The sequence below is a fragment of the Phenylobacterium sp. genome (assembly GCF_036495085.1).
In the GTDB taxonomy this organism is placed as follows: Bacteria; Pseudomonadota; Alphaproteobacteria; order Caulobacterales; family Caulobacteraceae; genus Phenylobacterium.
This window is the reverse complement of the sequence record NZ_DASXNL010000028.1, coordinates 23595-47547: the sequence shown is the minus strand read 5'-3', so window position 1 is coordinate 47547 and position 23953 is coordinate 23595. Positions and strand designations below refer to the sequence as shown.

The window sequence follows — 23953 nt, the reverse complement described above, 5'->3', positions numbered from 1 at the left end:
TTGGGGTTGGCTTGGGAATGTTCGGTCTCGAGAATGCGCAAAGCCTCGTCGGCATAGCGCTGGCTATCGGCATCTGCTGGGTGTTGTCGGAGAACCGGGGGCGATTCCCCTGGAAGCTGGCCCTCGGCGCGGTGCTGGTGCAGGCAGCCTTGGTGCTGGCCTTGTTCGGACTGCCGGCGCTCAGAGCCGGTCTGCAGGGCGTGGGCCATGCCGTGGACGGCCTGTCGGCATCGACTCAGGCCGGCGTAACCTTCGTGTTCGGCTACCTGGCCGGCGGGGAGGCCCAGCCGTATCCGATGACCAATCCCGGCGCGATGTTCGTCTTCGCCTTCAGAGTGCTTCCGGTCATCCTGGTTGTCTGCGCGCTGGCTGCGTTGCTCTGGCACTGGCGGATCCTGAAGTGGATCACGCAAGGCTTCGGCCTGCTCTTCGAAAAGACCATGGGGCTGCGCGGGCCCCCGGCCCTGGCCACTGCGGCGACTGTCTTCATGGGCCAGGTCGAAGGCCCGATCTTCATTCGCAGCTACCTGCCGACGCTCTCGCGCTCGGAGCTCTTCATGCTGATCGCCGTCGGCATGAGCTGCGTCTCAGGCTCAACCATGGTGGCCTACGCCACGATCCTGAAGGACGTGCTGCCCAACGCCGCTGCGCACGTGCTGACCGCCTCGATCATCTCAGCGCCGGCGGGCGTCCTGCTGGCCCGCATCCTGGTGCCGCGGGACCCGGCCGCCGAGCAGGCCGAAGCCCTCGAGCCGGCAATGGACAAGGTCTACGAAAGCTCGGTCGACGCCCTGATCAAGGGCACGTCCGACGGCCTCGCCATTGTCCTCAATGTCGGCGCCACGCTGATCGTGTTCGTGGCCCTGGTGGCGATGGTCAACGGCGTTCTCGGGCTGCTGCCGCCGCTCGGCGGCGCGCCGCTTTCCGTCGAGCGCGGACTGGGCGTGATCTTCGCCCCGCTGGCCTGGTCGTTGGGAATCCGCTGGGCCGACGCCCCCACGGCGGGCTCGCTGCTGGGCGTCAAGCTGGTGCTGACCGAGTTCACGGCCTTCATCCGCATGGGCGCCATGCCGGCCGGCGCGATCGATGAGCGGACGCGGGTGATCATGACCTACGCGCTTTGCGGCTTCGCCAATATCGCCTCGGTGGGGATCAACGTCGCGGGATATTCCGTGCTTGTGCCGGAGCGTCGGCAGGAGATCATGGGCATGGTCTGGAAGGCGATGATGGCGGGCTTCCTGGCCACATGCCTGACCGCCTCCGTCGTCGGCGCCATGCCGAGCGCTCTGTTCGGTCACTAGGGAGGCCTCGATGAAGCTCTACGACACCCCGCTTGCCCCCAACCCGCGCCGCGTGCGCTGGCTGATGGCGGAAAAGGGCATCGAGGATATCGAGGTCGTCTCCCTCAACCTCATGGAGGGGCAGCACAAAACGCCGGACTACCTGCGCAAGGCGGGCCTCGCCAACGTGCCGATGCTGGAGCTGGACGACGGGACTTGCATCACCGAGTCCGTGGCCATCTGCCGCTACCTGGAAAGCCGCTATCCCGAACCCAACCTCTTCGGCCGCTCGCCCGAGGAGACCGCGGTGATCGAGATGTGGATGCGCCGGGGCGAGATGCTGGTCTCCCTGCCGTTCATGAACATGGTGCGGCACAGCCACCCGGCGATGGCGGCGCTGGAGTCTCAAAGCCCGGAGATGGCCGAGCGTAGCCTGAAGGGGGGCCTGGGCGGACTGAAGGTGCTCGACCGGCGGCTGGCGGATCACGAGTGGCTTGCCGCCGACCGGCTCACGATCGCCGACATCGTCACTTTCTCGGGCCTCGATTTCGGCCGCATGGTGAAGTTCAAGCCGCCGGAAGATCTGCCTAACGTGGTGCGGTGGGCGGACGCCATGCGCGAACGCCCGGCCGCGCAAGCCGGCATGCCGAAACGCGCAGCATGATCGCGCGCAGGCAGGGACTCGCGCACCACCATCTCACCCCCTGAGGCCGCCCGGACGGCGAATTTCAGACGGCGTTCCGATTGGCGTTCGCGATCAGCTCCAACGAGCCGATTCGGGCCCCGAGGGAGGGACCGGTCGCCATGACGAAAATCTCGTCGGCGTCAGCCTCGCGCGCCTTCTCCGCCAGCCGGCTGCGGACCGTGGCGGCGTCTTCGGCGATCGTGCGGGCTTCCACCAACTGCCGGACCGGCGTGCCGGCATACTCGTTCAGGAAGGTCTCGGCGCTGGCCGGATCGAGGAACCGGCGACGGCGGCCGGAGAGCATCGAGACGTTGGCCGCCCGCCGCATTGCGTCTTCCCGCCAGGCCTGTTCGGCGGTTTCCGCGGCATAGGCGATCAGAGCGACCCCCGTCCAAGGCTCGGTCCGAAACGATGAAGGCCGAAACGCCCGGCGATATGCCGCGATCGCCGGGCCTGCGTCTGTCCTGGCGATGAACTCGGCGAACACCATGCCAACGCCCGCCTGGCCGGCGAACATGGCGCTCTCTTCCGACGTGCAGAGCACGAAGACATCGGGGTGCGAGGGGCCCGCCGGACTGGCGTGGATGTCGTGGAGCGGGTGTTCGTCGCCGATCGGCGCCTTGCCCGAAGCGTCCAACAGCCAGCTCGTCAGCAAGTGAAAGTACTGCGGAAAGGCGTCCGACCCCACCGAGCGCAGGGCGCCCCCCGTCCGCGCGTCGGCCCCGAGCGCCCGGCCGAGGCCCAGATCGATCCGGCCCGGGGCAAGGGCCTCCAGCTCCATGAAGACCTCAGCCACTTTCAGCGGGGAGTAATTGACCAGCATCACGCCGCCGGAGCCCAGGCGGATGGTCGTCGTGGCCTGGGTCAGCGCAGCAATCAGGATCTCCGGCGCCGGCGAGCCCAGGCCCTGGATGTTGTGGTGTTCGGCCAACCACAGCCGGTGATAACCGAAACGCTCCGCGGCCCGGGCGATCTTAAGGGTCTCCCGAACGGCCTCGGCCTGCGTGGCGTCGCCGGTGACCGGAGAGAGATCAAGGACGGAAAGGATCATCTGGAAGGCGGTCTCGGATGCCGGGTCAGTCGTCCAGATAGGCCCAGGTGGCGGCTCCGTCGAACCGCCGGACCCTGATCGCGGTCCAGTCCAGGTCATCGACCAGCCGCGCGTTGATCGCCATCCGCTGCTGCGTCCCATCGAGACTCTGCCAATGGGTGGTGCATCCGCAGGTCTTGCAGCGGTGGAACGCCAGCATCCGGTCGCCCCAGACGTAGGGCTGTGTCGAGCCGGCCTGCGGCAACTCGACCTCGCTGGGCGAGTAGTAGGCCCAGCGTGCGGCCAGCTTGCGGCAGATGGAGCAGTTGCACTCCGTCACTGTCTCCGGCGCGCGCGGCGCCTTCAGGCGCACGCCTCCGCAGTGGCAGGTGACCTCGATCATCGCATCCTCCGTACCCTGGATATGGGGAACGAGGCGCGTGGCCCTGTCCAGCGCCGATATTTAGGAACGCGAGCCCATCTTCTTAAGCACCGAGGAGAAACTCATCATCGGTTCGCCGCCGGACGAGGCGTTGGAGATGACCCCGCGCACGAAGACCATGCTGCGGCCGGCCTTCACGACCTCGCCCGTGCATTCGACGATGTCGCCGACGCCGCAGGATCCCACGAACTCGCCGTTGAAGGTGGCCGTGACGCAACGGGTGTTTTGGATCGCCTCGCGCGCGATCACGAAGAGGCAGAAGTCCGCGAAGGTCATAACGCAGCCGCCGTGCATGAACATTCCGCCGTTCATGTGTTTGCGCTCCGCGCGAAAGGCGCAGATCGGGCGGCCATCATCGCCGGACTTGAAATAGAACGGTCCCGCCAGGTCCTCGAAGGGATCGCCGCCCGGGTAGCAGAACCAGCCGGCCCACTCCCCATCGGTGACCGCGGTCAGCTTGGATGTGTAGTCGCCCGTGGTCTCGCCACCGTCCATTGGTTCACGTTCCGTTCTAGATCTGTGAGGGGTGTGAACCTCAAAGCATGAGGGTGGCGCGGGGGAAAGAGCTCGTTGCTGAAGGCGTCATCACGTCACCCGCCCAGGTTGGGTGAGTGCGTCGCCGGTCAGGCTGTGCAAAAACCACTGATCAGGAGATGGCGGCGCCGATGGTCGCTGTCGTCGAGCCGATCTTCTGAGCCCCAAAACGAAAACTGACTCCCGCCGACGCCATGACTTTCGGGCGACCCGCCGGACTCCCTGGAAATGGCGGCCATTTCCTGAGACGCGTGGTGAAACATTCATTCAAGATGGACATGGATCAGTACGCGCGACCTCAACAGCTCGTCCCCGTCGGCCGTCATCGTCGCCTCAACCTGCTGGTGATGGGGCAGGCAATGCCCACAGTCGTGCTGGCCGCGGGGTATCTGGGTGGGACACTGGACTGGGGCCTCGTGCAGCCCTACGTGGCCCGCTCGGCGCAAGTGGTGTCGTTCGACACGCCCGGCCTCGGGTTCAGCGATCCGACGGCGGGCCGACGCACGTCCACCGCGATCGTGCGCGACCTGCGGATTGCCCTCGCCGCAGCAGACATTGCGCCGCCCTACGTGCTGGTCGGCCATTCCGCCGGCGGACTTCGGATGCACCTGTTCGCGGCGACCCACCCGGACGAGGTGGCGGGCCTAGTGATGGTCGATAGCGTCACCGCCGACTTCGACCGGCGGGCGCCGGGCACGTCACGGGCGATGGCCGGGGAGCGCGCCATCTTCCGCCGCATGCTGGGCAAGGCGCGAGCGGGAACGCTGACCCCCGAGGACCCAGACTACATCGCGCGCGTCGGTCTGCCGCGCGCGGGTCTCAGCCCCGCCGTGAACCAGGCGCTACACGAGATGTGGACCCGGCCCTCGTACCTCAGCACGGCGATCCGTGAGGGCCTCGGCCTCGCGTCGCCGGACGCCGGCGAAATTGAGGCGGACCGACGCCCGCTCGGCGACCTGCCGCTCGTGGTGCTGTCGGCGGCGCGAAGGGCCCACGATTCTTTCATCGACAGAGAGGCGGACACCCGCGCATGGCTGCAGATGCACGACGAGATCGCCGCACTGTCGTCGCGCGGCATTCGCCGGACGGTCGATTGCGGACATAACATCCCCGTCGAGCACCCCCGGGCGGTCGTGGAGGCCATAGAGCAAGTGCTGGCGGTGGTCCGCGAGACCTGAGGGGCGGTTTGACCCTCCGCCAACCTCAGGCTTGGCCATCGCGCGAGCAGCCAACGGACAAAGGGGATAGGCAGCGCTCGCGTGTGTATCTCAACCCGGGCTCTCACCGTGGCCGCCCCGATCAAGCGTGTCTGCTGCGAGCCGAGTTCTTGCACAGCCTGGGGTGGGAAGGCCGGGAATGATAGCGCAGTCGTCAGCGGGTCATTGTGGCGCGCCGTGGCCGGCGACGATTCCACCGGCCGTCCACCGATATGATCAAGCGCCCCAACATCTACTGGAAGACCTGAGCCGGGGCCCCGGAAGGGTTTGCCGGGCGCGGGTTCAAACACTAGTTTGGCGCCCGCCATCAGACAGCCGGGATTCAGAAAACCATGAAACGCGCCGCCATCGTCTCTCCCATCCGCACCGGTGTCGGCAAGTACATGGGTGCGCTGTCGGACATGACCGCCGGCGATCTGGGAGCGGTCGTGCTGAAGGCGCTGGTCGAGCGTACGAAGATCGACCCCGAGAAGATCGACGACGTGATCTTCGCGCAAGGGTACGCCTCCGGTGAGGCCCCCTGCATCGCCCGCTGGTCGGCGCTGGCCGCAGGCCTGCCGATCGAGATCCCGGGTTATCAGCTGGATCGTCGCTGCGGCTCGGGGCTGCAGGCGGTGATCGACGCGGCGATGATGGTGCAGACCGGCGTGGCCGACGTGGTGATCGCCGGCGGCGTCGAGAGCATGAGCAACGTCGAGTACTACACGACCGACATGCGCAAAGGCGCCCGCGCGGGCTCGGTGACATTGCATGACCGCCTGGCGCGAGGCCGGGTGATGAGCCAGCCGGTCGAACGGTTCGGGGTGATCTCCGGGATGATCGAGACCGCCGACAACCTGGCGCGCGACTACCAGATCAGCCGCGAGGCGTCGGACGAATACGCCGCCGAGAGCCACAAGCGCGCGGCGGCGGCCTGGGCGGCCGGCAAGTTCGACGACGAGGTCGTTCCGGTCTCGGTGAAGCAGAAGAAGGGCGACCCCATCGTTTTCGCGAGCGATGAAGGCGTGCGCGCCGACGCCACCGCCGAGAGCCTCGGCAAACTACGGCCGATCGAGAAGGACGGGGTCGTGACCGCCGGCAACGCCAGCCAGCAGAACGACGCGGCCGCGGCCTGCCTTGTGGTCTCCGAAGACAAGCTCGCCGAACTGGGCCTTGAGCCGATGGGCTGGTTCGTCAGTTGGGCCGCCGCGGGCTGCGATCCCTCACGCATGGGCATCGGCCCGGTGCCCGCGGTGAAGCGCCTCTTCGAGCGGACCGGCATGTCCTGGGATGACATCGACCTCGTTGAGCTGAACGAGGCCTTCGCCCCGCAGGTGCTGGCGGTTCTGAAGGGTTGGGGCTGGGACGAGCGCGACCGGCTGAATGTCAACGGCTCGGGGATCAGCCTGGGGCACCCGATCGGCGCCACCGGCGGACGCATCCTGGCCAACCTGTTGCGCGAGCTTAAGCGCCGCGACGCCAAGTACGGCCTGGAGACCATGTGCATCGGCGGCGGCCAGGGCATCGCCGCGATCTTCGAGCGGGCCTAGACCGCCTTGGCTCTGGATCTGGAAACCCGCGACCAGCTGGTCGACACGGTCCGCCGGTTCGTTTCCGAACGGCTGCGCCCGCTCGAGGCGAAGGTGGCTGAGGACGACGCCATGCCGCCCGAACTGGTGGAGGAGATGAAGGGGCTCGGGCTCTTCGGCCTCTCCATCCCCGAGGCGTACGGCGGTCTCGACCTTTCGATGGAAGACGAGTGCCTGGTCGCGATCGAGCTTGGCCGCACCAGTCCTGCGTTCCGCTCGACCTTCGGAACCAACGTCGGCATCGGCAGCCAGGGGCTGGTGATGTTCGGAACCGAGGCCCAGAAGCAGAAGTATCTGCCGGGCATCGCCTCAGGCGAAATCATCACCTCCTTTGCGCTCACCGAACCGGAGGCAGGTTCCGACAGCGCCAATGTGCAAACCCGGGCTGTTTTGGATGGCGATTGCTATGTCCTGAACGGCTCCAAGCGGTTCATCACCAACGCCAACAAGGCCGACCTCTTCACGGTCATGGCCCGGAGCGATCCGTCGAAGGCGGGCGCCGGCGGCGTCTCGGCCTTCCTCGTGGAGCGAACCCTGCCGGGACTGTCGGTCGGCAAGCCCGAGAAAAAGATGGGTCAGCAGGGCGCCCATATCTGCGACGTGGTCTTCGACAACGTCCGCGTGCCGGTCGAAAACCGCCTGGGCCGGGACGGTGAGGGGTTCAAGGTCGCCATGCAGGTGCTGGACCGCGGCCGCCTGCATATTTCGGCCGTATGCATCGGTGTCGCCGAGCGTCTGATCAAGGACTGCGTCGCCTATGCCGCCGAGCGTAAGCAGTTCGGCCAGCCGCTGAGCGGCTTCCAACTGATCCAGGGAATGATCGCCGACTCCAAGACCGAAAGCCTGGCCGCCAGGGCGCTGACGCTGGAGACCGCTCGCCAACGCGACGCCGGACAGAGCGTCACCATGGAGGCCGCGGCCGCCAAGTACTTCGCCTCCGAGATGGTTGGGCGGGTGGCTGACCGGGCGGTGCAGATCTTCGGCGGCGCGGGCTACGTCGCCGACCACGGCATCGAGCGGCTCTACCGCGACGTCCGGATCTTCCGTATCTACGAGGGCACCAGCCAGATTCAGCAGGTGGTCATCGCCCGCGAGACCCTGAAGCGGGGCGGCTGATGAGCGCCGAGATCGAGGCGACGATCTTCGATCTGCTGGGCAAGGTCGCGCCGGGCAAGTCGATCTCGCCGGAGGAGGTGGCCCGCGCCGCCGATCCCGAGGGCTGGCGCCGGCTGCTGGGGCATGTGCGGGCGGTGGCGCGGGGGCTTGCCCGGCAAGACCGCCTGGTGATCCTGCGACACAACAAGCCCGCCGATCCCGAGGACTTCAAGGGCGTCTATCGGCTTAGGCTGCCGGATGCCGGACCCCTGAAAGGAGACCAGCCATGATCATCTACGGTTCGTCGATGTCGCCGTTCGTGCGCAAGACCATCGTCTTCGCCACCGAGAAGGGCATGGACTTCGAAGTCCAGCCCACAGGCTCGGAGGAGTTCAAGAAGGCGAGCCCGTTCGGCAAGATGCCGGGCTTCAAGGACGGCGACTTCCTGATCTCCGACTCCACGGCGATCATCACCTACCTCGACACCATCAAGCCCGAGCCGAATCTGATCCCGACAGAAGCAAGGGCCCGGGCGCGCGCCATCTGGTACGAGGAGTTCGGAGACACCATCGTGGCGGCCTGTGGCGGCAAGATCTTCTTCAATCGGGTGGTCTCCCCGAAGTTCTTCGGCCGGCCGGGCGACCTGGCGGCCGCCGACGAGGCCCAGAAGACCGAATTCCCGCGGCTGATGGACTATCTGGAAAGCGTCGCCCCAGCGTCGGGTTTCCTCGTAGAGGATCGCTTCACCCTGGCCGACATCGCCGTGGCGAGCCCGCTTGCGACCCTGGCGCTCGGGGAATGCAATATCGATGCGAGCAGCCATCCGAAGGCCAAAGCCTATGTCTCGGGTATCTGGGAGCGCCCTGCTTTCGCCAAGCTGATCGCGCAGGAAAAAGCCCAATTGGCGGCGTGAGGCGTTCGAAACCGGTGAGAAGGGCGAGTAATAGTCCGACCGCATGACGCGCTTTCTCGCCGCCCTTCTCGCCGCTCTGATGCTGGCTGGCTGCACCCCGCTGATGGTGCAGCAGGTCGGTCAGCCGCCCCTGGGCTTCCAGGGCGCGCGCATCGAGCGCGACGCCGTCGTCAGCTTCGACGGCGCGCGCCTGGGCCTTACAAGATGGGATGCGGCAGGCGAGCCTTGGGCGGTGGTCATCGGCGTCCATGGCATGAACGACTACGCCAACGCCTTCCACATGGCCGCGCCCTGGTGGGCCAGCCAGGGCGTCACCACGATCGCCTACGACCAGCGCGGCTTCGGCCGCTCGCCCGGTCGCGGGGTCTGGGCCGGCGACGCCCTCATGGTGGAGGACCTGCGCACCGTCGCCGCCCTGGCGCGCCGGACTTACCCGAACGCCATCCTCGTCGTGGCCGGAGAAAGCCTGGGCGGCGCCGTGGCGGCGGAAGCTTTCGCATCCGACAGACCGCCGAGCGCCGATCGGCTGGTGTTGCTGTCGCCGGCGGTGTGGGGCTGGGCGACCCAGCCGCTGCCAAACAAGACACTGCTTTGGTTTGCGGCGAACTTCACCGGACCGAAGGTCTACACCCCGCCGAAGTGGCTCACCTCGAAGGTCAGCCCCACCGACAACCGCGAGGAGTTGATCGCCATGGGCCGCGACCCCTTGATGATCTGGGGGGCTCGGTCGGACACGCTCTACGGATTGGTCTCGACTATGGACAAGGCGGCCGACGCCATCGGCAAGGCGACGCTCCCGACGATCTACCTCTACGGCGCCCATGACGAGATCATTCCCAAGGCCGCCGCGTTCAAAGCCGCCTCGCAGCTCAAGCCTTCCGACCGCTCGGCCTACTACGCAAAAGGGTGGCACCTCTTGATGCGCGACAAGCAAGGCTCCGTCGTCTGGAGGGACATCCTGGCCTTCATCCGAGACCCGGCCGCTCCGTTGCCTTCCGGTGCGCCGAAGATCCCTAGCGCGCCGGCGCCGGCCAGCCAGTCCAGAGTGGCGGCGGGGTTGTGAGGAAAGTTCCGCAGGGGTAGAGGCAAAGCGCAATTCCTTCCCAAACATCAGCGATGTTCCAGGCATGACCTTGTTCGATTCTCCAGCGTTTGAGGGCCATGAAGGCGTTCACGCCTTCTTCGACGAAAAAAGCGGCCTCAAATGCATCATCGCCGTGCATTCCACGGCCCGGGGCCCCGCCGCCGGCGGTTGCCGCATGTGGCCTTTCTCGAGCGCAGAGGCGGCGCTCGAAGATGCGCTGCGGCTCTCGCGGGCGATGTCCTACAAGAACGCCATGGCCGACCTCGAGCTGGGTGGCGGCAAGGCCGTGATCATCGGCGACAGCCACACCCAGAAGACGCCGGCCCTCTTCGAAGCTTTCGGCCAGGCGGTCGAAGACGTCGGCGGCAAGTATTGGACGGCCGAAGACGTCGGCGTGTCACCCGGCGACCTGATGCACGCACGCAAACACACCCGCTACGTGGCCGGCCTGGAGGGTCACAGCGGCGCCTCGGGCGACCCGAGCCCGGTGACCGCCGAAGGCGTGTTCCGTGGCATTACGCTTGGGGTCCGACGCGCCCTCAATCGCGACCTCGACGGCGTCACCGTGGCGATCCAGGGCGTGGGCCACGTCGGCGCCTACCTGGCCGACAAACTGCATGCGGCCGGCGCAAAGCTGGTCATCGCCGACGTCAACGAGCACGCCTTGCGCGAAGTGGCCGAACGGACCGGCGCTCGTGTCGTGGCGCCCGGTGCGATCTTCGATGTGAACGCCGAGGTTTTCGCTCCCTGTGCGTTGGGCGGCGCCGTCAACGAGGACACCCTGCCAAGGCTGAGGGCCAAGGTGATCGCCGGCGGGGCCAACAACCAACTCGCCAGCCCTGAGATCGGCCGCGCCGTCTACGCGCACGGAATTCTCTATCTGCCGGACTACGTCATCAACGGGGGCGGCATCATCAACGTGGCCGGTGAGATCCGGGCGCTCGAGCGCAGCGAGGCGTTCGATCCGACGTGGGTGGAGTCCAAGCTCGCACGCCTGATGCAGACCCTCGATGAAGTGCTGGACCGCTCCAAGGCCGAGCACCGACCGAGCTCAGAAGTCGCCAACGAAATGGCCAAGGCGCGGATCGGCCGGGCGGCGGAGCAGAAGGCGGCGGCCTAGGCGCGGCTTGGCCGGTCGCGGTCCGGGCGATGGGTCCGCCAGGGCCTGCCGCAGGGTCCGCACCGCGAGGCGCGTGGAGGCGGGATCTAATGCAGATCAATTCAGCCGCACGGCGTAGGTGAAAAAGGGGGGGCCTCGGTGACGGCGGTCACACCGGTCGGGTCGAAAAGCGCCGAAAAGGCTGCTGCGCCGGCCATCGGCGTTTCTTACAAGGACCACCAAATGTCTCGAATAGGATCAACCATCGCGAGCCTGGCCTGCCTGGTGCTGGCCGCGATTCCCTTCACGGCGCTCGCCTTCGCCGCAGCGCCGGCCGGTTCGCCGGTCTAATGCCGTTCCTTCGGCCCCGTGCGGGTCTCGGTCGATGACCGATCAGCTCGCACGGGTGGCGGCGCCCGACTACATTGCCGCCAAACGAGCCGTGCGAGGCTCCTTCACGGCTGTCATCAGCAGAAGCAGGCCGGTGGCAAGCACGCCGATCGAAATCCCGAACACCACATTGTAGCCGAACAGGTCCGCAAGCTGCCCGCCAATCAATGGCGCGAGCGTTGCGGTAATGCTCTCCGCCGTGGCGGATACGGCGATCCGCATAGGCAGATCGTCCCGCGCTCCGAACTCCAGGATCATCGTCTGGGCGGCCATCATGTAGCCGGCCTGCCCCGAGCCCAGGCCGAAGAAGGCCAGGAAGATCGCCCAGGGTTCATGCACCTCGATCAAGAGGATCGTCGAAGCGGCCCACACCAGGATCGAAAACAACAGCACCAGCCTGAAGCCCGTCTTGTCCCCCAGATAGCCCCAGACGAGGTTGGAGACCGCGTCGGCGCCGATGAAGGCGAACGACAGCGCGCCCAAGAGCCTGCCGGTCATGTGGACCGAGGCCGAGACGTAGAGGATGTAGAACGGCGTCGCGATCCTCGCCGAACTCGCCAGCATCTGCACCACCAGAAACCAGGCATAGGCGCGGTCCTCGGTGATCAGGCGGGGGAACTCGCGAAGCCGGTCGCGGAACCGCGCTCGCGCACGGGTGGTGGGCGGCTCGGGCTCCTTCAGCAGGAACTGCAAAGCCCAAAGGCCCAGCGTGGTCAGGACAAAGGCGCAGATGAACGTCGTGCCATAGCCGTTGCCGAGTAGGTTCGGCCCAATGAAGAAGCGGCCGGCGAGGTAGGCCAGAGCCGCAGCGATCAGGCTCCCGGTGGCGTTGCGCCAGGCCTGCAAGCGCCCGCGCCGGCTGATCGGGATCACCTTGGCCATCAGAAGAGAGAACACCACCCGCTGGGCGCCCATGAAGATGCCGAACATCAGCATGAAGCCCAGGACCGCACCGATCAGGGCATTGCCCTTGAGCCACCAGCCGGAGAGCGCGATACCGAGCACGGCCGTGCGCGCCAGGCCGCCCATCCACATGGCCGCGGGCATGACCTTGGTGCGGTGCTCGATCTTGCTGGCCCCGAAGATCGGCGAGATCACCCCGCCGACTTGCTGCAACGCAAGGCCCAATCCGACGATGGCGTTGGAGCCGGAGATCATGTGCAGGTAGGCCGGTAGGAAGGTCGGCGTGTTGACCAACCGAAAGCCGGTCATCCCCAGCATGCCGTGCAGATAGTTGCCGAGGTAGTTCCGCTTCAGGTTGTCCCAGACAAACTTCTCGTACGCTGCTTCACGCACCGCGAGATCGGGTTCGCCTGCGACGTCGGCGGTAGGTTCAATCTTGGCGTCCAAAATGATCAACGCCGCTCAAGGCCGGGCAGATACCCGGCAGCGGCGCCCTTCAGCAAAGGCATGACTTCAATGAGGCTGGTCTAACAGAGTCCGGCGGCGTGGCCAAAGGCGCCGCGCCGGAATGGCTGGGGGAATGGACAGAACAAAAAGAGAACATTAAAATCCATGGGTGCCCACCATCCGAATTGCGTCCGAGACCGATTTCCAGGGTTGGCGACAGGCCGCTCGGGCGCTGCGCAAGCGCGGCGTCACGCCTGAGGAGACATTGTGGACGGTGGACGGATCGAGCGGGACGGTCGTCGAGACGCTTGCGACCTCGATCGAAGGCGCGCCGGCTTTCACCGTGCCGCGCGACTTCCTCGAGCTGGCCAACGCGGTGATCCTGCATCGGTCCGACGAGCGGTTCTCTCTGCTCTACCGATTACTCTGGCGGCTCGGGCTGGAGCCCGCCCTGTTGCGCTCGCCCGCCGATCAGGACGTCCGTAAGGCGCGTCATTTCGCTGAGGCCGTCGCCCTGGCGGTCCGGCAGATGACGAACTTCGCCCATTTCAGGCCGATGTCCGGCCCGCCGCGCCGGGCGCAACAGACCTACGTCGCATGGTTCGAGCCCGCCCATCGCGTGACCGAGGCCGTCGCCCCCTTCTACTCGCGCGGGTTTGCCGATGCGAATTTTGCGATCTTCACGCCGGATACTTGCGTGCACTGGGACATGAAGACTCTGGCTGCCTTGCCCGGTGTCGATCCAGCCGATGCGCCGAGAGCGGACGACCTTGAGGACTATTGGAGGGCGTATTGCGCCCAACACCTGGGGGCGCCGCCGAGCGAGGGATGCTGGCGGAACCTGCCGCAGGCCCGGCTCATTCCTCAGACCACCGCCTTTGGTGAGGAGCTGGCAAGCGCCATGGTCGGCCGGGGTTCGTCCATTCCCTCTGATCGCGCGGTTCGCGCTGCAAGGCGCGTGACCCGCGATGCTCCATATGACGGCCAAGCGCCAACCAGCCTGGAGCAAGTGGCTGTCGGAGTGCAGATGTGCCGCCGTTGCGACCTATTTCGTGACGCAACGCAAGGGGTGGCCGGCCTGGGACCGGCGCGAGCGAAGCTGATGCTGGTGGGCGAGCAGCCAGGTGACCAGGAGGACCTGGCGGGGCGCCCCTTCGTAGGCCCCGCCGGCCAGATGCTCGACAGGGCGCTGGCCGAGGCGGGCGTGACGCGTGACCTGGCGTTCGTCACCAACGCGGTGAAGCACTTCAAGCATGAGCTGCGTGGCAAGCGGCGAATCCACAAGACCCCGAGTGTGGGCGAGGTCACGGCCTGCCGCTGGTGGCTGGAGAGCGAGCGGCGGTTGGTCCGGCCGCGGGTGATCGTGGCGATGGGCGCGACGGCGGCCCTTTCAGTGTTCGGCAAGCCGCTTGCGATCGGCAAGCTGCGCCAGCAGGTCCTGCAGCTTTCCGACCAGTCGCAGGGCGTGGTCACCTATCATCCGTCCTATCTTCTGCGGCTGCCGGATGCGGACGAGAAGGCCAAGGTCTACGCGCATTTCGTCGAGGACCTGAAGTTCGCGTGGAGCCTGGCGGCCTGATCGCGTACGTTCGCCGTTCCGAGGACCCGAACGAACTAAGGGGCGCGAAACCCAGCCTCGGCGAAGTCCAGCATGCGGTTGAGCAAGCCCGCCACGTCGCCTTCGCGGGTCAGTCCGCCGGACAGGTGGTGCAGCCGATCGAATTCCACGAAGCGGTTGTTGTGGACCATGCCGAGGCAGAAATGCAGTCGCCAGTAGACCGTCTCCGGCGGCAGGGCAGGGCACGCCTGCTTCAAGGCTTCCGCAAAGCGCTCCAAGTGTGAGACGTCGTTCTGCAGCGACTCGCGCATCTCCGCCGTGCCCTCCGAACGGGCGCGGATGATGAACTGCACGCTGATCCGTCGGTCGTTGGCAGGGTCGGCCCAGCGCAACGGCGGCGCGAACAGGGCCTCCAGTATGTCGCGCACGGGAGGCTTGCCGGCATGACGGTCGCCGGCTTCGTGCAGCATGCGCACGCGTTCGCGGTTCAGCTCGCTCGTGCGGCGGCGGAAGATCTCGAACAGCAGGGCGTCCTTCGACCCGAAGTGGTAGTTCACGCTCGCAAGATTGACGCCCGCCTCGGCGGTGATGTCGCGCACCGATACGTTCTGGAAGCCGTGCAGGGCGAACAGGCGTTCCGCCGCAGCGAACACGGAAGCCTTGGTGACGGCGTGGGTCTCTTCGTTGTCGTGATCGAGGTTCTGAGACGCCTCGTTGGTCGTGTGGTCGGTCATGGGGGACCCGCCTAGCGGGCGAGCTCCTTCATGGCTTTCTCCAGCCCGGCGAGGGTCAGAGGGAACATGCGGTCGCCGACAAGCTGCTTGATGACGCCGACGGAGGGCGTGTAGTCCCAGTGACGCTCGGCGGTCGGATTGAGCCAGATGATGTGGTCATAGATGTTGGCCACGCGGTCCATCCAGACAGCGCCCGCTTCTTCGTTCCAATGCTCCACCGAGCCGCCCGGATAGGTGATCTCGTAAGGGCTCATGGTCGCGTCGCCGACGAAGATGACCTTGTAGTCGTGCGGGAATTTGTGGAGCACGTCCCAGGTGTTGATCTTCTCCGCATGGCGGCGGCGATTGTCCTTCCACACGCTCTCGTAGAGGCAGTTGTGGAAGTAGTAGAACTCCATGTTCTTGAACTCGGAGCGAGCAGCTGAAAACAGCTCCTCACAGACCTTGATGTGGCTGTCCATCGAGCCGCCGATGTCGAAGAAGATCAGTACGCTGATCTTGTTGCGGCGTTCGGGACGCATCTGGATGTCGAGGTAGCCCTTCTCGGCTGTGCCCTTGATTGTGCCGTTCATGTCGAGCTCGTCGGGCGAGCCGTCGCGGACCCATTTGCGCAGGCGGCGCAGCGCCACCTTGATGTTGCGGGTGCCGAGCTCGACCTGGTCGTCCAGGTTCTTGTACTCGCGCTTGTCCCAGACCTTGATCGCCTTGCCGTGGCGGCCCTTATCCTGACCGATGCGGATGCCCTCGGGGTGATAGCCGTCGGCCCCAAAGGGCGACGTGCCGCCGGTGCCGATCGCCTTGTCGCCCTTCTCGTGGCGCTCCTTCTGCTCCTTGATGCGTTCGGCCAGCATTTCCATGAGCTTGTCGAAACCGCCCATGGCCTCGATCTGCGCCTTTTCCTCATCAGTGAGGAACTGGTCGGAGAGTTTCTTCAGCCACTCAGCCGGGATGTCGGCGGTGACGTCCTCGCCCATCCGTTCCAGGCCCTTGAACACGTGGGCGAAGACCTGGTCGAATTTGTCGATGTTCTTCTCGTCTTTTACGAGGGCCGCACGCGACAGGTAGTAGAAGTCGTCGACCGAGCGATCGATGACCTGCTTGTCGAGGCCCTCCATGAGCATGAGGTATTCCTTCAGCGTCACCGGGACCTTGGCCTGGCGAAGCTCGGTGAAGAAACGCATGAACATGGGCTGGCGCCCCTCGTGGCGAACGTTCGTTTGAACGCCGAGGATGCGGCGTCAGGTCCGCGATGTCCAGAGCAGCGCCCTGCGGCCAGGCGCGCATTTGCGGGCCCCGCCCGCCGTTCCCTGGGCCCGACCACTCCTCCTGCGGCGCCTTTCGCACGGGCAAGCCGATATCAACTAGCCGTCGCGGGGCCCTTTCGGGCCGGGGGGCCTCTTGTCAGGATCCTGGCGTAAGCGCCAGAGTGCCCCACGAGTGGGGGGATTTCGATGCGAAGGTCGGTCGGACGCCGAGCGTTTCTTATGTCGGCCGGCGCGATCGCAGGCGCTGCGGCCGCTCCCACGGCGCAGGCCCAGCCATCCGCAGGACCGGCGCCTGGCGTAGCACCCGCGGCGGCGGCGCCCGCGCCCGCCGGCTATGAGTTCCTGAAGCCCGCGGAGGCCGCATTCGTCGAGGCGGTCGCCAACCACATGATTCCGGCCGACGAGCTCACGCCGGGCGGCGTCGACCTCGGCGTCGCCCTCTACGTGGACCGCGCCCTGGCCGGCGGCTGGGGAAAGGGCGAGCGGCTCTACGTGCAGGGTCCGTGGGCGCAAGGGACTGCGAACCAGGGCTACCAGCTGGCGTTGACACCGGCCGAGCTCTACCGGGCAGGCGTAGCGCAGTCGAACGCCTATTGTCGCAAGACCTGGGGCAGGAGCTTCGATCGGTTGTCCGACAACCAGAAAGAGGACTTCCTGCAGGGGTTGAGCCGCGGCCAGGTCGCGCTGCCGGGCGGCCTGCCGGCAGCGGCGTTCTTCGATATCGTCTACCAGACGGTGATGGAGGGGATGTTCGCCGACCCGATCTACGGCGGCAACCGCGGCAAGGCCGCCTGGAAGATGATCGGCTTCCCTGGCGTGATGGCTAACAACGCCGCCAATGCGCGGGCCTACCGCGACGGGCGGCGGCTGCAGGCCAAGCCGCTCAGCATCGCAGACATGTCCTAGGAGGCGGACGCGTGGCCAGGCGACTCCCTGCGGTCGACATCGTAATCGTGGGTATGGGTTGGACCGGCGGCATCGCCGCGCGCGAGCTCGGTCCGACGGGGCTGAAGATCTGCGTGCTCGAGCGCGGCGGCCCTAGGTCGACCGAGGAGGATTTCTCGATCCCGACGATCCGCGACGAGCTGCGTTTCGCCCAGCGCCATGACCTTATGGCTGATACGGCCAAGGACACGGTAACGGTCCGCAACACCCTGGCCGAAACGGCGCTACCGATGCGGCGGCTGGGCTCGTTCCTGCCTGGCGAGGGCGTCGGCGGGGCGGGGGTGCACTGGAACGGGACGACCTGGCGCTGGGGCGACAACGACTTGAAGGTCCGCTCCCGGACCGAGGCGGCGCATGGCCGCGGCTTCATCCCAAAGGACATGCCCCTTCGCGATTGGGGCGTGAGCTACGCCGAGCTGGAACCCTACTACGATCGCTTCGAATACGTTGCCGGCGTCTCTGGCAAGGCCGGGAACCTGCAGGGCAAGATCCAGCCGGACGGCAATCCGTTCGAGGCGCCGCGGGCGCGCGACTATCCGCTGCCGCCGCTGGTCGAGAGCTACGGCGCGGCGAAGTTCGCTAAGGTGGCGAGCGAGATGGGCTATCACCCGTTCTTGCGGCCGGCGGCCAATGCCTCGAAGCCCTATGTGAATCCCGACGGCGCGCGACTGGGCCAGTGTCAGTACTGCGGCTTCTGCGAGCGGTTCGGCTGCGAGTCCAACGCCAAGGGCAGCCCGCACATCACGGTCATCCCAACGGCGCTCAAGAACCCAAACGTGGAGCTGCGCACCTGGAGCTGGGTGCAGAAGGTGATGCTGGACAAGGCCGGCAAAAAAGCCACCGGCGTCGCCTACGTGAACGTGCTGACCGGGGAGGAACTGGAGCAGCCGGCCGATCTTGTCCTGCTCTGCGCCTACGGGCTTTCCAATGTCCACCTGATGCTTTTGTCGGGGATCGGCCGCCCGTACGACCCACTGACCGGGCGCGGCGTGGTTGGTAGCCACTATGCCTACCAGGGCGGCGCCGGCATGCAGTTGTTCTTCGAGGGCGAGAGCTTCAACCCCTTCATCGCCACGGGCGGTGGGGGCACGTTGATCGACGACTTCCATCTGGACCCGCATTTCGACCGGGGTCCGCTCGGATACATCGGCGGCTATACGGTGGCCGTCGGGTCGCCGAGCGGCCGGCCTATCTCCTACCGCCCAACCCCACCGGGCACGCCGCGCTGGGGCTCGGAATGGAAGCGTTCGACGGCCAAGTGGTACCAGTCGACGTTGTCGATCGGCGCCAGCGGCGCGGTTATGCCGAACCGGGGCAACTACCTCGACCTGGACCCGACCTACCGCAACCGCTTCGGCCAGCCGCTGATGAGGATGACCTTCGACTTCAAGGATAATGATGTGCGCCTGGGCCGCCATGCGGCCGAGGTCTGCGGCGCGATCGGCAAGGCGATGAAACCGTCAATCCTTGGTCAGCCCGCCTTCCGGACGAACTGGTCGGTCGTGCCCTATCAGTCGACGCACAACACCGGTGGCGCGATCATGGGGGCCGAGCCTGGAACCAGTGCGGTCAACACCTGGCTGCAGAGCTGGGACGTAACCAACGTCTTCGTGCTCGGCGCCTCGGCGTTTCCGCACAACTCGGCCTACAATCCCACCGGACCGGTGGCGGCGCTGGCCTTTCGTACGGCGGGCGCGATCCGCGACCGCTACCTCAAGCGTCCGGGGATGCTGACATGAAGCCGATATTGATCGCGCTGGCCCTGGCGGGCGTGGTGTCCCAAGCCGTGGCCCAACCGGTCCCACCCGCCGCGGCTACGCCGACCGGCGATCCTGCGAAGGGACAGATGCTCTACGCCCAGTGCGCGGCGTGTCATGAGATCGACTCCGACGCCAACACGTTGGGACCGTCGCTGAAGGGGGTGGTCGGCCGCAAGGCGGGCGCCGTTGAAGGCTACAACTATTCGCCGCCCATGCGCCGCGCCGAGCTCACCTGGACGCGCGAGACCCTCGACGCCTTCTTGACTGACCCGCAGGCTGTCGTGGCGGGTACGAAGATGCCGTTCGCGGGAATGGCCAGCCCCGCAGACCGCGCCGACCTCGTCGCCTACCTGGAGGCCCATGGCGCCACGCCGCCGCCCGCGGACGCCAAACCCGGTCCCTAAGACCTGGTCAGGCGTCGCGCCGTTCGCTATCCAGCATCGCCATCTGCGCTTCCGGATAGCGAGCGCCCGCTGCGGCGTCCCTCGGCGCCGCAGCCTCCAGGGCGATCACCTCGTCGGGCTTCAGCCGGGCCTTCAACGCGCCCAGGGCTTCGGCCAGGCGGTCGCGTCGGCGTGCCCCGATAAGGGGGACGATGTCGTCACCCTTGGCCAGGACCCAGGCGATCGCGGCCTGAGCCGGCGTCAGGTTAAGCTTGCCGGCTTGGGCGCGTAGCACCTCCGTCAAGGCAAGGTTCTTTTGCAGGTTCGCACCCTGGAAGCGCGGGGAGTGCCCGCGGAAATCTCCGGCCGCGCCGATGTCGACGGCGTGGCCGCTGATCAGGCCGCGGGCCAGGACGCCGTAGGCCGTGACGCCGATCTCAAGGGCTCGCGTCACCTCCAGGATCTCGTCTTCGATGCCGCGCGAGATCAACGAATATTCGATCTGCAGGTCGACGATCGGATGAACCGCGGCGGCCTTGCGGATGGTTGCGGCTCCCACCTCGGAAAGGCCGATGTGGCGGACATAACCGGCCTTTATCAGTTCAGCGATAGCGCCGACGGTATCCTCGATCGGAACGTTCGGGTCGAGCCGGGCGGGTCGGTAGATGTCGATGTACTCCACGCCGAGCCGTTGGAGGCTATAGGCGCAGGCGGTCTTCACGGCCGCGGGCCGGGCGTCGAAGCCCAGCCAGCCGGCCCCCGGGTCGCGTTGGGCGCCGAACTTGACGCTGAGCACCACCTCGTCGCGGCGGCGAGTCTTCAGCGCCTCGCCGATAAGCATCTCGTTGTGGCCCATCCCGTAGAAGTCGCCGGTGTCGATCAGGTTGATCCCGGCCTCGAGGGCGGCCTGGATCGTGGCCAGGCTCTCCGCCCGGTCCGAGGGGCCGTACATGCCCGACATGCCCATGGCGCCCAGGCCGATGGCGGAGACCTCAGGACCGGTCTTTCCAAGCTTACGCATCTTCATCGTGGTCTCTCCTCGGCTGGACCGCCGTCGTGAGGTGAAACTAGGCGTGCCAGTCTGACGCGATAAGCCACGTAGTGCCTATGGACTGTACGGTTGATTGACCAATGGATCGGATCGATCTCGGCGCGCTGGACAGCTTCGTGGCGATCGCGCGGCACGGCAAGGCGGAGGAAACAGCGACCAGCGGATTTGCAGAGGTTCCGGGGAGCGGCCTTCATCGACTTCGTTCAGGAAAGGCGCCGAGCCGAGGGCGGGTGAGGCTCAGCGACGGGTCCCGAAAGCGCGCAGGAAGGTGCGGGTGGCGAGGGCGGCCTCGTCTTCGACCTGCTTCTGGGTCAGCTCGGGAATGGCGTTGCAGAGCCTGGCTCTGAAGTAGCGGTTCTGCACCAGGCCCAGGAACTGGTAGGCGGCGTCGAGCGGGTCATCCAGGTCGAGATGACCCGCCTTGACCATGCCGCTCAGCAATTCCGCCACCCGTTCGGCGCCCTTGCGGGGGCCGGCGTTGTAGAAGGTCTGGCCGATCTCCGGTGCGCGTTCCGCTTCCGAGGCGATCAGGCGGAAATTGCGCAGGTTGAACTCGGTCAGGACGCGGGTGAGGTAGGCGCGGCCGATCCGGCTTAAGGTCTCGTCCGTCGTCTCGTCGTCGAGCGGGCCGGCGAAGATTTCGTCCTGCCACAGGCAGCGTCGCTCGACATAGGCGTTGAACAGCTCGTCCTTGCTCTTGAAGTAGTTATAGAGCGTGCCCTTCGAACCACCGAGGCGCGCGGCGATGGTGGACATGGAAGCGTTGGCGAAGCCTTCCTCAAGGAACACTTCCTGGGCGACATCCAGGATGAGTTCCCGGCGTGCGTCGCGATCCAACCGGGCCTTGGTCAACTGCATCTTTTTTCCAACCGTACGGTATGGTCACCTTGACGCCCCACGGCGCCGCTCGCTATATCGGCGGGCATAATATGACCGTACCGTACGGTATGACAAGAGTGCGACCATGAGCGCTTCTCCCCCGCCGTTAGAGCCAAGGTCCCGCCGGGGTTTCGGCGTCGCCGGCCTTCTGGCCGCCACCGCGTTGAGCGCCTGCGCAAGCCTGCCGGCGCAGACCCCGGCTCGCGTGGCCAAGGCGACGCAAACCTACGCGGTGGCCCAATCCGTCGCCGGCGCCTCACGCGACTGGCCGGCCGAGGCGTGGTGGACGGCCTATGGCGACGCCCAGCTCAACGGCCTGATGCAGGAAGCCCTGGCCGGTTCGCCGACGCTGGCGGCGGCCCAGGCCCGTGTCCGCAAGGCTGAATCCGTGGCGGCGATCGCCCGCTCGCACCAACTGCCCACAATCTCGGCCAACGGCAGCGTCGAGGAGATGAAGCAGAGCTACAACCTGGGCATCCCACCCGAATTCGTGCCGCACGGCTACAACGACTACGGCCGTGCAACGCTGGATTTCAGCTGGGAGCTCGACTTCTGGGGCAAGAACCGCGCAGCGGTGGCCGCCGCCGTCTCCGACGCCCGCGCCTCCGAGGCCGACGCCGCCGAGGCCAGGCTGATGCTGTCGACCAATATCGCGGCGGAATATGCCGACCTGGCGCGGCTCTATGCCGAGCGTGACGTGGCCGACCGCGCGATCGGCGTGCAGAGCGAAACCGCCAAACTCGTCCAAAGCCGCGTGGCCAACGGCCTCGACACCCTGGCCGAGCAGCGCCAGGCGGAAGCCGAGCCCTTGCAGGCGCAGGCCGATGTGGCGGAACTGGACGAGCGGATCGCGCTCAGCCGCAACAGGCTCGCCGCGCTGGCCGGCGCAGGACCGGATCGGGGCCTGGCGCTTGCGCGTCCGAATGCAGCCGCTTTGAAGCCGCTAGGCGTGCCCGCAGAACTTGCCGCCAACCTCGTGGGCCGAAGGCCGGACGTGACCGCCGCGCGTTGGCGCGCAGAGGCTGCGGCGGAGCGCATTCATGAAGCCCGCGCCGCTTTCTATCCGGACGTCAACCTCGTGGCCTTCATCGGCGTGCAGTCGCTGTTCCTGAGCAAGCTCGCCAGTTCAGGATCCGATATCGGCTCGGTGGGCCCGGCCGTCAGCTTGCCGATCTTCAACGGTGGTCGGCTCCGGGCGGGCTACCGTGGGGCGGAAGCCGATCGCGACGCCGCCGTAGCCAGCTACGACGCCACAGTTGCGGAAGCCTTCCACCAGGTGGCCGACGTCCTGGCGTCCAGCCGGGCGCTCTCCAAGGAGCTTGCCGCATCGCAGGCCGCGCTCGCGGCCAGTGAAGACGCCTATCGGATCGCCAGGCTCCGCTACGAGGGCGGTCTCGCCATCTATCCCAGCGTGCTCCTGGTCGAGCAGGACGTCCTGCGTCGCCGACGCGTCGTCACCGACCTGCAAGCCCGAGCGCTCGCCCTGGACGTCGCGCTCGTCCGCGCTCTGGGCGGCGGCTACCGCGCTCCAGCATAGTCCTGCGAACCCGACCCCGAACGAAGTATCTCCCAAGGACCACCCCCGATGTCCGATACCGCTTTCACCGCCAAGATCGCCGCCACCGCGCGCGCGCGCCGAGGGCGCCTGATCACTTGGCTGGCCATCGCCGTGTTTGCCGGCGCAGCGGCGTACGGCGTATGGTGGCTGCTCACCTCTGGCAAGACCGTGAAGACCGACAATGCCTATGTCGGGGCCGACGTGGCGCAGGTGACGCCGCTGGTCGCAGGACCGGTCGCCGAGGTGCTGGTCAAGGAAACGCAGTCCGTCAAGGCCGGGACCCCGCTCGTGGTGCTCGACAATGCCGACACAAGGATCTTGGTCGAACAAGCGCGAGCTGCCTTGGGCCAGGCTGAACGCAGGGTGCGCGGCTATGCAGCCAACGACACCGCCTTCGCAGGCCAGCTGCGCGCGCGCGACGCTGACATCGCGCGCGCACGTTCCGATCTCGACCGCGCCAAGACCGACCTGACGCGGCGCGAGGCGCTCTCGAGTTCCGGCGCCGTCTCCGGCGATGAATTGACCAACGCCAAGAACCGCTTCGCCGAGGCACAGGCCGCGCTCGCCCAAGCCCAAGCCAGCCGCGAAGCTGCGGCAGGCAGCCGCGAGGCCAACCGCGTATTGATCTCCGGCGTCAGCATCGAACAGAACCCAGAGGTGGCCGCGGCCAAGGCGCGACTCGACGCGGCCCAACTCGCTTTGGACCGCACAGTGATCAAGGCGCCCATCGACGGCATCGTCTCCAAGAGGCAGGTGGAGGTCGGACAGCAGGCCGCGGTGGGTGTGCCGCTGATGGCCATCGTCCCGGAAGGCGAGGCCTACGTCGACGCCAACTTCAAGGAAGTGCAGCTCAAGAAGGTGCGTCCCGGCCAGCCGGTGACTTTGACCTCAGATCTCTACGGATCTGGGGTGAGGTTCCACGGTCGGGTGCGTGGCCTGTCCGGGGGCACAGGCGCGGCCTTCTCCCTGATCCCGGCGCAGAACGCCTCGGGTAACTGGATCAAGGTGACCCAGCGTTTGCCGGTGCGTATCGACCTCGACCCGAAGGAACTGAGGGACCACCCCTTGCGCGTGGGCCTCTCGATGAAGGCCGCCGTCGACGTGTCGGACACGCACTGAGGCCATCAGAGAAG

At 66.7% G+C, this 23953-nt stretch carries 24 protein-coding genes; 16 read left to right on the top strand and 8 right to left on the bottom strand.

Annotated elements, in window-relative coordinates; translation table 11 throughout:
* The first annotated feature begins 17 nt into the window (after positions 1-17).
* Positions 18-1301, top strand: coding sequence for a NupC/NupG family nucleoside CNT transporter (locus VGI62_RS04700; RefSeq protein WP_331503235.1), 1284 nt, complete (start codon positions 18-20; stop codon positions 1299-1301).
* Positions 1302-1311: 10 nt separating this feature from the next.
* Positions 1312-1944 (top strand): glutathione S-transferase family protein, encoded by a 633-nt coding sequence (locus VGI62_RS04695; RefSeq protein WP_331503234.1) that lies wholly within the window; start codon positions 1312-1314, stop codon positions 1942-1944.
* A gap of 64 nt (positions 1945-2008) precedes the next feature.
* Here the strand turns inward: VGI62_RS04695 and VGI62_RS04690 are convergent, their stop codons facing one another.
* From VGI62_RS04690 to VGI62_RS04680, 3 genes are read right to left on the bottom strand one after another with little or no spacing between them, the layout of a single operon-like run.
* Positions 2009-3016, bottom strand: a complete 1008-nt coding sequence (locus VGI62_RS04690) for an MsnO8 family LLM class oxidoreductase (protein WP_331503233.1) — start codon at positions 3014-3016, stop codon at positions 2009-2011.
* A gap of 25 nt (positions 3017-3041) precedes the next feature.
* Positions 3042-3398, bottom strand: a complete 357-nt coding sequence (locus tag VGI62_RS04685; protein ID WP_331503232.1) for a hypothetical protein — start codon at positions 3396-3398, stop codon at positions 3042-3044.
* A gap of 60 nt (positions 3399-3458) precedes the next feature.
* On the bottom strand, positions 3459-3932 hold the full coding sequence (locus VGI62_RS04680) for a PaaI family thioesterase (RefSeq protein ID WP_331503231.1): 474 nt from the start codon (positions 3930-3932) through the stop codon (positions 3459-3461).
* Positions 3933-4225: 293 nt separating this feature from the next.
* Between VGI62_RS04680 and VGI62_RS04675 the strand changes: the two genes are divergently transcribed.
* The 8 genes from VGI62_RS04675 to VGI62_RS04640 all read left to right on the top strand — a co-directional run bounded on the left by VGI62_RS04675 (position 4226) and on the right by VGI62_RS04640 (position 11298).
* Complete coding sequence (locus VGI62_RS04675) at positions 4226-5149, top strand: alpha/beta hydrolase (protein WP_331503230.1); 924 nt, start codon at positions 4226-4228, stop codon at positions 5147-5149.
* A 371-nt stretch (positions 5150-5520) separates the two neighbouring features.
* Positions 5521-6717: an acetyl-CoA C-acetyltransferase gene (locus tag VGI62_RS04670; protein ID WP_331503229.1), complete on the top strand. Its 1197-nt coding sequence runs from the start codon at positions 5521-5523 to the stop codon at positions 6715-6717.
* A gap of 6 nt (positions 6718-6723) precedes the next feature.
* Complete coding sequence (locus VGI62_RS04665) at positions 6724-7872, top strand: acyl-CoA dehydrogenase family protein (protein ID WP_331503228.1); 1149 nt, start codon at positions 6724-6726, stop codon at positions 7870-7872.
* The gene (locus VGI62_RS04660) at positions 7872-8141 is read left to right on the top strand and encodes a DUF3253 domain-containing protein (RefSeq protein WP_331503227.1); all 270 of its coding nucleotides are present in this window, start codon (positions 7872-7874) and stop codon (positions 8139-8141) included. The genes VGI62_RS04665 and VGI62_RS04660 overlap by 1 nt, the downstream gene beginning before the upstream one ends.
* Positions 8138-8764, top strand: coding sequence for a glutathione S-transferase family protein (locus VGI62_RS04655; protein ID WP_331503226.1), 627 nt, complete (start codon positions 8138-8140; stop codon positions 8762-8764). The genes VGI62_RS04660 and VGI62_RS04655 overlap by 4 nt, the downstream gene beginning before the upstream one ends.
* 43 nt (positions 8765-8807) lie before the next feature.
* Positions 8808-9827 carry an alpha/beta fold hydrolase gene (locus tag VGI62_RS04650; RefSeq protein WP_331503225.1) on the top strand — a complete coding sequence of 340 codons (1020 nt, stop codon included), beginning with the start codon at positions 8808-8810 and terminating at the stop codon, positions 9825-9827.
* Positions 9828-9891: 64 nt separating this feature from the next.
* Entirely contained in the window at positions 9892-10968 is a 1077-nt protein-coding gene (locus VGI62_RS04645; RefSeq protein ID WP_331503224.1) for a Glu/Leu/Phe/Val dehydrogenase, read from the top strand.
* Between the two features lie 138 nt (positions 10969-11106).
* Positions 11107-11298 (top strand): hypothetical protein, encoded by a 192-nt coding sequence (locus tag VGI62_RS04640; RefSeq protein ID WP_331503223.1) that lies wholly within the window; start codon positions 11107-11109, stop codon positions 11296-11298.
* 69 nt (positions 11299-11367) lie between these two features.
* On the opposite strand, the gene VGI62_RS04635 is transcribed toward VGI62_RS04640, so the two are convergent.
* A complete protein-coding gene (locus tag VGI62_RS04635; protein ID WP_331503222.1) occupies positions 11368-12696 on the bottom strand; it encodes an MFS transporter in 1329 nt (442 codons plus the stop codon).
* Between the two features lie 160 nt (positions 12697-12856).
* Between VGI62_RS04635 and VGI62_RS04630 the strand changes: the two genes are divergently transcribed.
* Positions 12857-14266 (top strand): UdgX family uracil-DNA binding protein, encoded by a 1410-nt coding sequence (locus tag VGI62_RS04630; protein WP_331503221.1) that lies wholly within the window; start codon positions 12857-12859, stop codon positions 14264-14266.
* A gap of 35 nt (positions 14267-14301) precedes the next feature.
* Here VGI62_RS04630 and VGI62_RS04625 read toward each other — a convergent pair whose 3' ends face one another.
* Both VGI62_RS04625 and VGI62_RS04620 read right to left on the bottom strand, forming a co-directional pair.
* On the bottom strand, positions 14302-14979 hold the full coding sequence (locus VGI62_RS04625) for a TetR/AcrR family transcriptional regulator (RefSeq protein WP_331503220.1): 678 nt from the start codon (positions 14977-14979) through the stop codon (positions 14302-14304).
* A gap of 11 nt (positions 14980-14990) precedes the next feature.
* Positions 14991-16166 (bottom strand): VWA domain-containing protein, encoded by a 1176-nt coding sequence (locus VGI62_RS04620; protein WP_331503219.1) that lies wholly within the window; start codon positions 16164-16166, stop codon positions 14991-14993.
* Between the two features lie 297 nt (positions 16167-16463).
* Here VGI62_RS04620 and VGI62_RS04615 point away from each other — a divergent pair, with 297 nt between their 5' ends.
* Genes VGI62_RS04615 through VGI62_RS04605 form a run of 3 tightly spaced genes read left to right on the top strand, consistent with a single transcriptional unit; the run spans position 16464 to position 19353 of the window.
* Positions 16464-17150: a gluconate 2-dehydrogenase subunit 3 family protein gene (locus VGI62_RS04615; RefSeq protein ID WP_331503218.1), complete on the top strand. Its 687-nt coding sequence runs from the start codon at positions 16464-16466 to the stop codon at positions 17148-17150.
* An 11-nt stretch (positions 17151-17161) separates the two neighbouring features.
* The gene (locus VGI62_RS04610; RefSeq protein WP_331503217.1) at positions 17162-18928 is read left to right on the top strand and encodes a GMC family oxidoreductase; all 1767 of its coding nucleotides are present in this window, start codon (positions 17162-17164) and stop codon (positions 18926-18928) included.
* Positions 18925-19353 (top strand): cytochrome c family protein, encoded by a 429-nt coding sequence (locus VGI62_RS04605; RefSeq protein ID WP_331503216.1) that lies wholly within the window; start codon positions 18925-18927, stop codon positions 19351-19353. Before VGI62_RS04610 ends, VGI62_RS04605 begins: the two co-directional genes overlap by 4 nt.
* Before the next feature lie 7 nt (positions 19354-19360).
* On the opposite strand, the gene VGI62_RS04600 is transcribed toward VGI62_RS04605, so the two are convergent.
* Positions 19361-20359 carry an aldo/keto reductase gene (locus VGI62_RS04600; RefSeq protein ID WP_331503215.1) on the bottom strand — a complete coding sequence of 333 codons (999 nt, stop codon included), beginning with the start codon at positions 20357-20359 and terminating at the stop codon, positions 19361-19363.
* Positions 20360-20620: 261 nt separating this feature from the next.
* Positions 20621-21241: a TetR/AcrR family transcriptional regulator gene (locus tag VGI62_RS04595; protein ID WP_331503214.1), complete on the bottom strand. Its 621-nt coding sequence runs from the start codon at positions 21239-21241 to the stop codon at positions 20621-20623.
* Positions 21242-21347: 106 nt separating this feature from the next.
* Between VGI62_RS04595 and VGI62_RS04590 the strand changes: the two genes are divergently transcribed.
* Complete coding sequence (locus VGI62_RS04590; RefSeq protein ID WP_331503213.1) at positions 21348-22799, top strand: efflux transporter outer membrane subunit; 1452 nt, start codon at positions 21348-21350, stop codon at positions 22797-22799.
* Between the two features lie 48 nt (positions 22800-22847).
* Positions 22848-23939, top strand: a complete 1092-nt coding sequence (locus tag VGI62_RS04585) for an HlyD family secretion protein (protein WP_331503212.1) — start codon at positions 22848-22850, stop codon at positions 23937-23939.
* Positions 23940-23953: the final 14 nt, after the last annotated feature.

What these genes read in the sequence shown, in the direction of transcription:
- VGI62_RS04700 (WP_331503235.1), top strand. Translation starts at nt 18, where the DNA reads ATGTTCGGTCTCGAGAATGCGCAAAGCCTCGTCGGCATAGCGCTGGCT.
- VGI62_RS04695 (WP_331503234.1), top strand. Translation starts at nt 1,312, where the DNA reads ATGAAGCTCTACGACACCCCGCTTGCCCCCAACCCGCGCCGCGTGCGC.
- VGI62_RS04690 (WP_331503233.1), bottom strand. Translation starts at nt 3,016, where the DNA reads ATGATCCTTTCCGTCCTTGATCTCTCTCCGGTCACCGGCGACGCCACG.
- VGI62_RS04685 (WP_331503232.1), bottom strand. Translation starts at nt 3,398, where the DNA reads ATGATCGAGGTCACCTGCCACTGCGGAGGCGTGCGCCTGAAGGCGCCG.
- VGI62_RS04680 (WP_331503231.1), bottom strand. Translation starts at nt 3,932, where the DNA reads ATGGACGGTGGCGAGACCACGGGCGACTACACATCCAAGCTGACCGCG.
- VGI62_RS04670 (WP_331503229.1), top strand. Translation starts at nt 5,521, where the DNA reads ATGAAACGCGCCGCCATCGTCTCTCCCATCCGCACCGGTGTCGGCAAG.
- VGI62_RS04660 (WP_331503227.1), top strand. Translation starts at nt 7,872, where the DNA reads ATGAGCGCCGAGATCGAGGCGACGATCTTCGATCTGCTGGGCAAGGTC.
- VGI62_RS04655 (WP_331503226.1), top strand. Translation starts at nt 8,138, where the DNA reads ATGATCATCTACGGTTCGTCGATGTCGCCGTTCGTGCGCAAGACCATC.
- VGI62_RS04650 (WP_331503225.1), top strand. Translation starts at nt 8,808, where the DNA reads ATGACGCGCTTTCTCGCCGCCCTTCTCGCCGCTCTGATGCTGGCTGGC.
- VGI62_RS04645 (WP_331503224.1), top strand. Translation starts at nt 9,892, where the DNA reads ATGACCTTGTTCGATTCTCCAGCGTTTGAGGGCCATGAAGGCGTTCAC.
- VGI62_RS04625 (WP_331503220.1), bottom strand. Translation starts at nt 14,979, where the DNA reads ATGACCGACCACACGACCAACGAGGCGTCTCAGAACCTCGATCACGAC.
- VGI62_RS04620 (WP_331503219.1), bottom strand. Translation starts at nt 16,166, where the DNA reads ATGTTCATGCGTTTCTTCACCGAGCTTCGCCAGGCCAAGGTCCCGGTG.
- VGI62_RS04615 (WP_331503218.1), top strand. Translation starts at nt 16,464, where the DNA reads ATGTCGGCCGGCGCGATCGCAGGCGCTGCGGCCGCTCCCACGGCGCAG.
- VGI62_RS04605 (WP_331503216.1), top strand. Translation starts at nt 18,925, where the DNA reads ATGAAGCCGATATTGATCGCGCTGGCCCTGGCGGGCGTGGTGTCCCAA.
- VGI62_RS04600 (WP_331503215.1), bottom strand. Translation starts at nt 20,359, where the DNA reads ATGAAGATGCGTAAGCTTGGAAAGACCGGTCCTGAGGTCTCCGCCATC.
- VGI62_RS04595 (WP_331503214.1), bottom strand. Translation starts at nt 21,241, where the DNA reads ATGCAGTTGACCAAGGCCCGGTTGGATCGCGACGCACGCCGGGAACTC.
- VGI62_RS04590 (WP_331503213.1), top strand. Translation starts at nt 21,348, where the DNA reads ATGAGCGCTTCTCCCCCGCCGTTAGAGCCAAGGTCCCGCCGGGGTTTC.
- VGI62_RS04585 (WP_331503212.1), top strand. Translation starts at nt 22,848, where the DNA reads ATGTCCGATACCGCTTTCACCGCCAAGATCGCCGCCACCGCGCGCGCG.